We start from the raw sequence: 11,916 nt of genomic DNA, 5'->3' as shown, positions 1-11,916 counted from the left end.
CATTCAAGAATTATGTAAAATCAGGATTATCTGTAAGCGCTTACTAAACTCTATTAAAATAGTTGTTCACAAAAATTTCAACTAATATGATTGAACAAGTATTACAAGATCCCGGTCAACGGCTTTAAATTCATTGAATATAGTCCTTGATTAACAAGGTCGATATCATAAATGTTCTTCTCTAAGAAGAATTGAATGATTAAATCACTTGTTTCACTTTTAGAAAGGGAATAGCCAGCCGCCTGCAAAAGTACATCCATATCACTCTTATTAAGCTGTAAAGCCATTCCGAGGGCAAGCAGTGTTCGTTTGCTTGGGTGATAGGCAGAGTTTGTACGTATCTTGGAGAACAGTTTACGGTCAATGCCGGCGCGTGTATAAATCTCTGCATCTGTTTTTCCAGTTTGGTCGATAAAACTGAATAGAATTTGCTGCAGGGAAGGTTTGCGTTCTGTCTCGATGAAATTTAAGAGCTCCTTCTCTTCAGTTTGAATAGGCGCAGAGCGCAGCAGTGAACTTTCAAAGACAACTGTTTTAAGCTGATGTTTCAAAACATACTCTTTCAATTCGTGCATCAAGTAGTCGCTATTCATAATAACCCTCCTCAAAGTCGCTTTTAAAGCGACCAAATAGTTCCGTATCCTTATTAAAATTATAGCATGATAGATACTTCATTTTGAGAGGATGAATGAAGATGAATGAACAATTAACTGAGCTTATTTTTATTCTTGATCGGAGCGGTTCGATGGCTGGTTTGGAAAATGATACAATAGGCGGCTTCAACTCATTAGTGAAAAAGCAATGCGAACTTCCTGGAAAGACGATTGTTACAGCTGTCCTATTTGATGATGAATACGAGGTTTTATGGGAAGGTATGGATGCCGAGAAGACGGTGCTTACTGAGAAGGAATACTATGTAAGAGGGATGACGGCCTTGCTTGATGCAGTAGGCAAAACAATCTTAAGCGTGAGAGGGCGGCTGGCAAACACAGCTGCAGATAAGCTCCCTCGGAAAGTGCTTTTTGTCATTACAACAGATGGCTATGAAAATGCCAGTAGAGAATTTACGTATGAAAAAGTAAAAGAGATGATTAAATTTCAGCAAGATAAACATCAGTGGGAGTTTCTGTTTATCGGAGCCAATATCGATGCAGCTGAAGAAGCGGGGCATCTGGGCGTCTCAGAAAAAGATGCGATTCAGTTTGAAGCGTCAACCGTAGGGGTGCAGAAAATGTATGCCTCCGTTCATGAGGAATTGACGGTAAGAAGGAAATGATGACTGCTGTTTAGAGGGAGGAGAACACGGTTCTCTTTCCTTTTTATCATCCAAAGGGAATTTGATTAGCCTGTTGAATAGAATGAAAATGGACCGATATATAGAACGACATAGTACTTTTTTCTTATAGGGGGGAGTCGTTTTGTATTCAAGTGTCCAAGCTACTCGAACATCGATGCACCATGAATCTAATGTATATGTCCATAATCGCTTAGGTTCAGCCATTATAACAGCCCTCACTGGAGCAGCATCAATAGCTGCTATGCTTTTTGGCTATTATGCTGCCAGTTCTTACGAGATGGCCGATTCGATTGATATCTTGGCGATATCCATCAGTTTCCTCCTGGCATTCTGTACATTGCCATTTGGATTGGCAGCTCTCTATTCAAGCAAAGGAAGAGTTCTAGCCATCACAGGTTTAGTTATGTCACTTCCAGGTCTGCTGCTGTTTTTCATTTCGATTGGCTATCTAATCATACGGGCTTTCTAGAATAGGGCCTGCAGATTTCAGCGGGCTTTTTGCTTTTTATACATGATGTAAGGCATTCGGAAGGGGGCTCTGAAGGATTCGAAACGCACTGATAGGTCCCAGCAAAGCTTCTGAACTATTCGGAGGGGGTTTGCGAATTGCTCGGAAGCCTCCTATAATGGAACAATCAAAGATGAAAAGGTAGATGTTGAAAATGCTTCATGAATACACAATCTCCATGCTGCAAAGCGCTGTAGATGAAGCCATCGAGAAGCTGAATATGCATGGATATTATAATTCCTATTACGACCAGCCTATTGAGCAATATGCCTCGGATAATGGTTATAGCGTCCAAGAGTTGGAGGAAGGCACTGTTGAATTGAAGGTGATTGTGGAAGAGGACAACGTTCCTGTAGACACGGAAAGAGAGAGAGAATCGATAGCGGCTATTCTTGGTCTGGGAAAGGATAATGTGTGTTATCAGCTGCTTGATACGGTTGAATGGCAAGAGCCGTTTCCTGTCATTGATCTTCGAAATGGCTGGTTCATTAACCCTGTGGAAGAAGAGCATATCCCAGAGGGCAATATCATTCATTTTGAACCGCCGTGCGCTTTTGGTTCGGGGCTTCATGGAACGACTCAGGACTGTCTCCGTCTTATTCTTAGAGAAGAGATGAAGGGGATGCGGATACTTGATATTGGGACAGGAGCGGGCCTTTTGAGTGTGGCTACCGCACTTATGGGCGCAAAGGAAATACAAGCGGTCGACATTGAGGATGTCAGGGATGAGGTCCTGTATAATGCCAAGTTAAATGGTGCAGATGACAAAATAAAAGTCACTCATGCGGATGTCTTAGACCCTCAGTTTGAGATGGAAGGATGTTTTGATTGGATATTCGTCAATATTGCTGCCGATGAAATAAAGCAATTAGTTAATTTCATCGATCAGCATTTAGCGGATGGAGGAAGATTGATTCTTTCAGGAATGGTGACGTGGAATTATGAGGATGCTGTTACGGTTTATCAAGAGCTAGGATACGAGCTTAAAGAAATCCATCATGCTGATGAATGGGTGACAGCCTATCTGCTAAGAAAGTAACTAAGAGCAGGACAGCCTATTATGTGCTGTCTTATTTTTTTGCATATGCAGAGATTTCCCCAGCTTTATAATAGAGAAGATGGTCATATAATCCTTCTAAGTCCCGCGTGAATGTCTCTTCATCGATTCCTGCTTCCTTGCATGATTCGATTTTTAATAGAATTTGGAATAATAATGATTTTGCCTCACAATCATGCAGGTCATCAACAATCATTTTTAGAGTTTGCAATGGTTTCTCCCCTTTCTTATCATTTAAATTTCTATATATCTCCTTAATACCGCAATATAAGACAAAGTAATCATCTTTAAAGGTTAATTATTGTTAATTTTTAACATAAAAAGGTATTTAATGGAAGAAAAGTGGGTATATAGAGTGAAAAAATACTATTGTTAATTAAATTCAGGGCTAATAATCACTCCAATCTTAATATGTTCTATCCGAACGGCTGATATATATTGCAATAAGTAATAAGTGCCTGTTACATTGGGCGCTTTTTTTGTTTGTGTTTACTAGATGATTATTAAGGTAAAGGGGAATGGAAAATAAGGAGATAGCATCTATCGTATATTTCCGAGAAGAGTATTTCAAGGATGTGATGGTATCAAATGGCCAGCCTTCTGTGCTCTCTAACTCCAAAGGAGACGAGAACACAACAATACCGGATTAACCACTAGATGTGATATTCTAGAGGTAATTTCTAGTGAGATGGGGTCTGGCTTGAGAAATGGTCATTAAAATGGTGCTTATGATAATCCTTACGGTTCTAATATACGGAGCGATATGCTTTTATTTATGGCGGAATGGGAAAGCCTGGCTTTCGGTGTCCCCGTTTAGAAGGTTCAAGAAAACGTACACGGTATTGTTTCTACTCCTCTCTATATCGATGTTCATCGGAATGATACCGTATCTTGGAATCTTTAAGTGGATTGGCGGTTATTGGTTTATCATCGTTGGTTATAGTCTTCTATTGCTCCCTGTATTTAACCTTGCTTTTTATCTATTAAAGAAAAAGGGTCTCATGGTCATGGGAATCATTTATTTCCTCTTCTTTGCGGGAGTCATTGCTTATGGATCCTATCAGGCGTTCAGCCCGGTCGTGCGCTATGATCATGTTGAGGTTAATAAGGAGGCGGGCCGTGATTCCTTGAAGATATTAATGGCCTCTGATACCCATTTGGGGCCCATTGTAGGAAGCGGCCATCTGGAAAAGCTCGCGCGGATTGTCGAGGAGGAGAAACCAGATATTGTTCTAATACCTGGTGATATCATTGATGATCAGATAGACACATTTAAGGAAGAGAATATGATTGATATCTTCAGCAGCATGGAGCCGCCGCTCGGGGTGTATATGTCCCCGGGCAATCATGATTATTATGGGGACGATCTTGAAGAGCTTGAGGAAGAACTGGAGGATGGCGGTATCCATATGCTTATGGATGAGACTAAGGAAATAGACGGGCTTTATCTTGTTGGACGCAAGGATTTGACGGATGATAAACGCTCCTCTATTAAAGACCTTGTTGAAGGGTTTGATCAATCTAAGCCTGTCATCATGCTTGACCATACACCGATGGAGCTGTCACAAGCAGAGGCAAGCGGAGTAGACATCATTCTTTCTGGTCATACACATCGCGGACAGATTTTCCCAGGGAACCTGATGACTGATTGGATTTATGAAAATGATTGGGGACATTTGAAGAAAGGAAATCTCCATTCATTCGTCTCATCTGGCTTTGGTACTTGGGGACCTCCCCTTCGAATCGGAACTAGATCTGAAGTATGGGTCATTAATGTGAATTTCAACTAAGACAAGCACGCATCTCGAAGGATGCGTGCTTTTTGTCAATATATGTTAAAATGAAGCTATTCAATTCGGATAACGGAGAGGTACTCGCTATGCAATTTTCTATTCAGAAGGACTATCTCAAGCAGGCTGTGCAGGAAGTCATGTATGCGGTCTCAAACAAGCCGGCACATCCCATATTGAGCGGAATTAAATTGACGGCAGATGCAAATGGAGTGACCTTAACTGGCAGCGATTCCAATATCGTCATCCAAAGAATCATACCTGCTATCGCGGACGAAAAAGTCGTCGTTCAAATCTATAAAGAAGGAAGTGCCGTCATCCCCGGTAAGTACTTCAGCGAAATAGTGAAGAAGCTGCCAAGTGACATGTTTATCGAGGCAAATGGAGATTTCCATATTACAGTGCAGGCAGAGGATATTATCACGACGATGAATGGATATAATCCAGACGAATACCCCGTACTCCCGCAAATGGACAAATCGAGTACAGTCTCTTTGCCTGGAGAAGAGTTGGCAGAGATGGTCAAACAGACAGCTTTTGCTGTGGCAAAGACAGATTCAAGGCCAATATTGTCAGGCGTTCATATTTCTGTACAGGGCGGAGAGCTCTCTTTAGCAGCTACCAATGGGCAACGCCTGGCGCTGCGAAAGGCGATGGTAGAGGCAGGATGGAAGAACGGATGTATCGTGCCGGGTAAAACCTTATTGGACTTAGCAAAGCTATTGCAGCACTCTAACCCTGTGAAAATGGCTGTTTCTGAAAATTATATTCTCTTTCAATCAGATTCCCTCCTGTTGTTATCAAGGCTGATTGAAGGCAATTATCCGAACATAGGGAATCTGTTTCCGAAAGAATCAAAGAGTGTCATTGTGTCCAACCGGAAGGATCTTTTGCTTGGCGTGGACAGGGCTTCTTTATTTGCAAGTGAATGGCGGCATAATACCATCTCGCTTGCTGTCAAAAATGGCAGCCAGCTCAAAATCTACTCTAAATCGACCGCGGTCGGCAAAATCGAAGAAATACAGACAATTGAGTTGTTAGACGGAGAAGAAGAGCTGGAAATCATGCTTGATGGCCGCTACCTGCTTGAAGCACTCAAAGCAATTAGAGAAGAAAAGGTCGTCTTAAGCTTCCATGGATCTATCAGACCCGTAATGGTTCAGCCATTTGGTGATGATAAACATCTGCATTTGATTTCTCCAGTACGAATGTAGAGATGCAAGAATAACAGTCTTTAAGAACACAAGGAAAAGCCGGTGGAGTTTTACGATAAGTAAAAGCTTCACCGGCTTTATCCATGAAAGAGGAAGGTTTTGTGTCAGCCTCTTTTTACGTATTTAAGGTCAATGCCATTAATTTCAACAGTCGGTCAAATGCACTCTTGGCTATTATAAGGTATCGATTTAGACACCAGCCCGTTTTAATCCATCGCGATTGTTTTTTGGTGCATCTTCTTCCTCGAGGTCTACCTGCAGTCCATCCGCTTTGTTCTTCTTTGCTTTTACAAAGAAGGCAACAGCGATAAGGGCTGTGATGATCATTCCGCCGATATGAGATGCGCTGTAGGATAATCCGAAACCAAGCTTCGCGTCAAATAGGATGTAGGTTGCGACCATATCGGTAATGAAGAGCGCTGGAATTAAACTTATAAAATAATTTTTCCCTTTGACTAATAAATACATCGTAGCAATCCATAATGCCAGGGCTGAAGTCCCTTGGTTTGCGAATGAGAAATAACGCCATAGGATATTGAAATCGATTTTTGTTAATAAGAAAGAAAGAGCGAATAGCGGCAGTGCGATGGCTAGACGTTTTGCTAGCTTAGACTGATTGATGTTTAGATAATCAGCGATAATAGAGCGAGCCGCACGGAAAGCTGTATCCCCAGAAGTGATCGGAAGAACGACCGCCCCTAAAACTGCTATTGTTCCGCCTACTGCTCCTAATAATGTCATCGACACTTCGTTTACAACTAATGAGGCAGTACCCTCATTGATTAGTGTCTGCAGATTTTGTCCATCGAATAAGCTCATGGCTGCTGCCGCCCAAATCATGGCGATAATAGCTTCAGCAATCATCATACCGTAAAAGATGTAACGGCCCTGTTTTTCTTTTTGTGTTGTTCTAGAGATGATAGGTGACTGTGTGGCATGGAAGCCAGATAAGGCACCGCATGTGATAGTTAAGAAAAGAATCGGGAAAATCGGTAAATCTGCTGGATGCAGATTAGTTAATGTCAATTCAGGAATAGAATAGTCTGATAACAGCAAGGACCCTCCAACCCCGAGTGTTCCAATTAATAAGGTAGCCCCGAAATAAGGATAGAGACGGCCGATAATTTTATCAATTGGCAACACCGTTGATAAGAAGTAATAAAGGAAGATAGCTCCGATGAGAATGCCTAAAGCCACTTTTCCATCCATCAATGCATGTAATAAAGAAGCTGGAGTAGTGACAAACACGGTACCTACTAACAGCAACAGCAATAAGGCGAAAGCGTTTACAAGATGCTTCGATAGCTTTCCTAAAAATTTGCCGGCTAGCTCAGGGATATGTGCACCGCGGTTGCGGATTGAAATCATCCCTGTTAAATAATCATGTACCGCACCAGCAAAAATGGCACCTAATACAATCCACAAAAATGCGACCGGTCCATATAAAGCCCCCATGATTGGCCCGAATATTGGACCCGTCCCAGCTATATTTAATAATTGAATCATTGCGTTCTTTTGTTTGCCCATCGGTACATAATCCACGCCGTCCTGATTGGAGTAAGCTGGTGTCAGCCTATCATTTTTCGGACCAAATACTTTTTCTACATATTTCCCGTACGTGAAATAGGCAAGGACAAGCAAAGCAACCGCTAGCAAAAATGTAATCATTTCTCTTCCCCCTTTTGATTATCGGTAAAAATACCGTGTTATATAATATAGTAATATACTAAAATGAGAACTCCTTCCTATAGTGGTTTATACTGTTATATAATAGATGATTTTTCTGAAAATCTCAAATAATAATATGTTTTTTGAAATTATTTTTAACTGTAAATATTAGTAAAAAAGAGGACAAGTAGAGATCAATTAATTTTACTGGAAGAATATACCTTTAACATATTGTCATTATAAATATTCAGGAAAAGTGGTGATGCAAGCAAAAATTTGCGCTGAGGCCAACCTATTATTTGGTAAATATTCAAATAATTGTTGATATTTGGTTAATAGTGTTTATAATTATAGGTAATCGAATAATCAGGTAGGAGAATATGAGAAGATGCCTAAAATGAAAGCCTTTACAATTGAAGGCTATCATTGGGCGTGTTCTCTTTTTTCTTGCTTATTCGGCGAACATTAAAAAGGGGGATGACATGCAGTGGCAAAGTATCATTGGAAAAAGCCATTATTAGCTCTAGGTTTGATTGGGGGACTGCTGGCAGGCTGTGCAGGGGAAGAAAGCTCGGGTGGTAATGGCGGAGGATCATCGGATGGTCCAGGGAATATTACCTTGTATTCGCCAGAGACGCCTGACTTTACAAAAGAGCTTGCTTCTAAGTTTGAAGAGGTCAATGGCGGTAAGGTGGACGTCCAGTACGCTGGGACGAACATCTTGGTTAATCGGATGATGGCTGAAAAGGATAATCCGCAAGGTGACGTATGGTACGGAGGCGGAGGGATTCTGACGTTTGAAGCTAATGCTGATAAAGGTATTATTGGTGCTTATATGCCTGATGAAGCTAAGGATTGGGAAGTGGTTGAAGATGGCATAAAGCTCAAGCATGAGGATGATAAGTATGTTGGAGTCGAGGTTTTCGTCCTGGGCTTTGCTTATAATACGGAATTGGTGAAGAAAGAGGAAGCGCCAAAGACTTGGGATGATTTGCTCGATCCTAAATGGAAAGGGAAAATCCAATTCGCCAATCCTGCTGCATCGGGAACCTCTACCTTAATGGTATTGAACCAAATGATGCAGCGCGGCGAGTCAGAGGGCTGGGAGTATATGGAGAAGTTAGTTGATCAAGCGAACTCCATGCCGGATTCGGGTTCTGCCCCTACAAAGGCAGTGGCGATGGGAGAAGCCCATATCGCAGTCGGCTTTGACTTTATGGCATATGAAGCACAGGCAAAAGGGGAAACAGTTGATTTCGTCGTTCCGGATAAAACGCCTATTCTAGTCAATCCAATCTCAATGGTGGAAGGTGCTCCAAATGAAAAGGGAGCAAAGGAATTTATGGATTTCATGTTATCTAAGGATGCCCAGCAAATTCTTGCTGATTGGTATCACATTCCGATTAACCCGGATGTAGAATCCAAAACACCGCTGACACTTGAGAACGTAAAATCTCATGCCGTTGATTTAGATATCGATTGGGTGAATAAGAATTATGACAAAGTCAGAAATGAATGGAAAGAGAAATTCCAGTAATGAAGAAGGTGGGATATCATGGGAGCCGTTACAGTCCATCAGTTGAATAAAGAGTTTTCTGGGGTTAAGGCACTGAACAATGTCAATCTTGAGATCGAAGAGGGCGAATTTTTTGCCCTCCTCGGCCCATCGGGATGCGGAAAGACAACCACGATGAGATGCATTGCAGGCTTTGAGGATCCTACATCAGGGACTATTACAATCGGGAATGAGCAGGTCAATCATATTCCGCCGAATAGACGGAATTGCGGAATGGTCTTTCAGAGCTATGCACTTTTTCCTCATATGAATGTTTTTGAAAATGTAGCATATAGCCTTAATATTAAGCAATTGAATGAAAAAAATGTGCTGGCCAAGATGGGTGTCTATGCGCGTCTTCTCAATAGAAGGCTTGGCCGCATGCCGAAGGATATGGAACGGAAGGTCATGGAGATATTGGAATATATGGAGCTTGACCAATATGCTGAAAGGCTGACGAGTGAGCTTTCAGGAGGACAGCAGCAGCGTGTGGCATTGGGCCGCGCCCTTGTCATGGAACCGGCTGTTCTGTTGATGGATGAACCGCTTTCGAATCTAGACCAGAAGCTCCGGCATTCGATGAGAAATACCATTAGGAGGATTCAGCAGGACTTAGGAATCACTACTATTTTTGTCACGCATGATCAGGAGGAAGCGATGAGCATGGCCGATCGTGTGGCTGTTATGAATAATGGGGAAGTTATGCAAATAGGGAAGCCAACTGATTTATATAGTCATCCTTCCACTTCTTTTATTGCTAATTTCGTAGGCACGTCCAATAGTCTGCATGTGAACTCAGCTATCCAAGACGGAGAGTACACGATCTTAAAAGGAGATGGATTCACATTAAAAACACTCCATCAGAGCAAGGATAACGGGACGGCTATCATTCGTCCTGAAAGCATTCAAATTCACCATAGGGATACAGAAATGAATTCTGATTCCATGAATATATTAGAAGGTGAGATCTTAATCTCTACATATCTAGGGTCCATCGTACGTTACGAGGTGAAGTTCGCGAACCATCAATTGATTGTGGATGCCACCTATGCCTCAGGTGAGAGTATCCTGAAGCCCGGAACAAAGGTTAAGCTGGCCATAGATCCTGAAAGGGTGCTGGTCATATGAAAAAGGGGAAACGAGCATTTAATGGCCTTACACTTGTAAGAGTACTCATCTATTTGTTTTTTGGCTTATTTTTAATCCTGCCTTTACTGTCAGTCTTTTTGGTCAGCTTTACGGGGCAGCCTGTCAATCTATTGGGCTCGTTATCGGACCCGGCCATTTTTGACTCTACGATTGAGAAGTTTAAAGGAGTTTCATTAGATGCGTATCAGAGCATTATTACAAGTAAAGGATATTTTAATAGTCTCGTTAACAGTTTACAGCTTGCTATCACAGTTGCTGTACTGGTCATTCTGATTTGCGTTCCGATTGCTTATGGTATCGCAAGAACGACTATGCCATTTAAGAGGACGATTTCTGCGTTATGTACGATACCTCTTATCGTACCGACATTTATCTCGGCTTATGCTTTTATTCTGATGTTCGGAAGGTCCGGATGGATAACGGCCATTTATCAGAAGCTTGGCGGCGAGGGAATGCTCATTGATCCATACTCCATGGCAGGCATCGTCATTGTGCAGGTGTTCTTCTTCTTCCCATATGCTTTATGGCCAATGGTGGCGGCTTTTAAGGTGAGTGATATCACTCTTGAGGAGGCTTCTCTTAACTTAGGGGCTAAAAATTGGTTTACGTTTGCATTTGTGACATTCCCGCTTGCATTGCCAGGCATCATTTCAAGTGCCTTATTGATTTTTACTGTCAGTTTCTCTGACTTTGGAACACCAATCATTCTGGCACCAAAAGAACTTAATCTTTTGGTTGTGGAGGCTTATCGTGAGATAGCAGGGTTCTATAATTGGGGCGGAGCAGCGATATTGACGGTTGTTATGGTTTTGGTAGCGGCCTTCTTCTTCTGGCTGCAGACATTACTGACCAAAGGACGGAATTATGGGTCCGTTTCTGGGAAGCCGAAAATGCAGCGCTTGAATAGTCATAGCGGATTAACAAAAGCCCTTTCTGGCTATAGCATCCTTATCGTGCTGGTGCCATTTTTAGCAATGATATCAATTGTTATTCAGTCATTCGCGACAACTTGGGGAAAGGATTTCCTGCCCAACGGATATACGTTAAAGCACTATCAAACCATTTTTACTAGTTCACTTGGGAATATCCAGAATAGCTTAATTCTTGCATTTGGGGCTTTAGTGTTAAGTGTGGTTATAGCGACCTTTGTCTCGTATTTCGTCGTTCGCCAAAATGCAGCTAAGCTGGATTTTGTTACAAATATCCCTTTGATTGTTCCAGGCATTGCCTTTGGGATTGCCTTGATTCAAACATTCAATACGGCTCCTTTGCAATTGACAGGTACAGCTCTTCTTTTAATCATTGCCTATACGATTAGAAGATTGCCTTATATGATCAGGTCCACGATGGGATCTATGAGAGCGATCAAGCAGGACATTGAAGAGGCGGCCATTAATCTTGGAGCAACTCCACTGACAGCTGCCATTACGATTATTGGGCCCTTGATGCTTCCGGGGATTGCAGCTGGCTCCCTGCTCGTTTTCATCACAGTTATTAAAGAGACTTCCATCTCTATTCTTATCGCTCCGGCAGAATGGGCGCCTATGAGCTTGGCAATATTTCAAAATATTCTCCGAGGAGAGTATTATACAGCAGCAGCTATGTCTGTCATCCTGGTCATTTTAGTCTTATTTTTACAAGCAGTGGCAAACCGCTTATCAAAAAATGATTGAGTAAT

General features: G+C 42.0%; 11 protein-coding genes. 8 read left to right on the top strand and 3 right to left on the bottom strand.

The features are described from left to right. Nucleotides 1-101: 101 nt before the first annotated feature. Complete coding sequence (locus CYL18_RS12775) at nt 102-593, bottom strand: hypothetical protein (RefSeq protein ID WP_104849905.1); 492 nt, start codon at nt 591-593, stop codon at nt 102-104. Nucleotides 594-694: 101 nt separating this feature from the next. Between CYL18_RS12775 and CYL18_RS12770 the strand changes: the two genes are divergently transcribed. From CYL18_RS12770 to CYL18_RS12760, 3 genes are all read left to right on the top strand, one after another. Next, a complete protein-coding gene (locus CYL18_RS12770; RefSeq protein WP_104849904.1) occupies nt 695-1,276 on the top strand; it encodes a vWA domain-containing protein in 582 nt (193 codons plus the stop codon). Nucleotides 1,277-1,418: 142 nt separating this feature from the next. Beyond that, nucleotides 1,419-1,766, top strand: coding sequence for a hypothetical protein (locus tag CYL18_RS12765; protein ID WP_104849903.1), 348 nt, complete (start codon nt 1,419-1,421; stop codon nt 1,764-1,766). Nucleotides 1,767-1,950: 184 nt separating this feature from the next. Continuing rightward, entirely contained in the window at nt 1,951-2,844 is an 894-nt protein-coding gene (locus tag CYL18_RS12760) for a 50S ribosomal protein L11 methyltransferase (RefSeq protein WP_104849902.1), read from the top strand. 31 nt (nt 2,845-2,875) lie between these two features. Here the strand turns inward: CYL18_RS12760 and CYL18_RS12755 are convergent, their stop codons facing one another. Continuing rightward, nucleotides 2,876-3,073, bottom strand: a complete 198-nt coding sequence (locus tag CYL18_RS12755; RefSeq protein ID WP_104849901.1) for a hypothetical protein — start codon at nt 3,071-3,073, stop codon at nt 2,876-2,878. Between the two features lie 496 nt (nt 3,074-3,569). Between CYL18_RS12755 and CYL18_RS12750 the strand changes: the two genes are divergently transcribed. Both CYL18_RS12750 and dnaN read left to right on the top strand, forming a co-directional pair. Next, complete coding sequence (locus CYL18_RS12750; protein ID WP_104849900.1) at nt 3,570-4,652, top strand: metallophosphoesterase; 1,083 nt, start codon at nt 3,570-3,572, stop codon at nt 4,650-4,652. A gap of 32 nt (nt 4,653-4,684) precedes the next feature. Further along, complete coding sequence (gene dnaN / locus CYL18_RS12745; RefSeq protein ID WP_104849899.1) at nt 4,685-5,866, top strand: DNA polymerase III subunit beta; 1,182 nt, start codon at nt 4,685-4,687, stop codon at nt 5,864-5,866. 189 nt (nt 5,867-6,055) lie between these two features. On the opposite strand, the gene CYL18_RS12740 is transcribed toward dnaN, so the two are convergent. Next, nucleotides 6,056-7,534: a carbon starvation CstA family protein gene (locus tag CYL18_RS12740; protein WP_104849898.1), complete on the bottom strand. Its 1,479-nt coding sequence runs from the start codon at nt 7,532-7,534 to the stop codon at nt 6,056-6,058. A 487-nt stretch (nt 7,535-8,021) separates the two neighbouring features. Between CYL18_RS12740 and CYL18_RS12735 the strand changes: the two genes are divergently transcribed. The 3 genes from CYL18_RS12735 to CYL18_RS12725 are packed head-to-tail and all read left to right on the top strand — an operon-like array spanning nt 8,022 to nt 11,911. Next, nucleotides 8,022-9,071, top strand: a complete 1,050-nt coding sequence (locus CYL18_RS12735; RefSeq protein WP_236636447.1) for an ABC transporter substrate-binding protein — start codon at nt 8,022-8,024, stop codon at nt 9,069-9,071. An 18-nt stretch (nt 9,072-9,089) separates the two neighbouring features. After that, nucleotides 9,090-10,217 (top strand): ABC transporter ATP-binding protein, encoded by a 1,128-nt coding sequence (locus CYL18_RS12730; RefSeq protein WP_104849897.1) that lies wholly within the window; start codon nt 9,090-9,092, stop codon nt 10,215-10,217. After that, nucleotides 10,214-11,911: an ABC transporter permease gene (locus CYL18_RS12725; RefSeq protein ID WP_104849896.1), complete on the top strand. Its 1,698-nt coding sequence runs from the start codon at nt 10,214-10,216 to the stop codon at nt 11,909-11,911. Before CYL18_RS12730 ends, CYL18_RS12725 begins: the two co-directional genes overlap by 4 nt. Nucleotides 11,912-11,916: the final 5 nt, after the last annotated feature.

It is taken from the genome of Pradoshia eiseniae (assembly GCF_002946355.1).
GTDB classification, from domain to species: Bacteria; Bacillota; Bacilli; order Bacillales; family Pradoshiaceae; genus Pradoshia; species Pradoshia eiseniae.
This window is presented reverse-complemented; position numbering and strand designations above follow the sequence as displayed.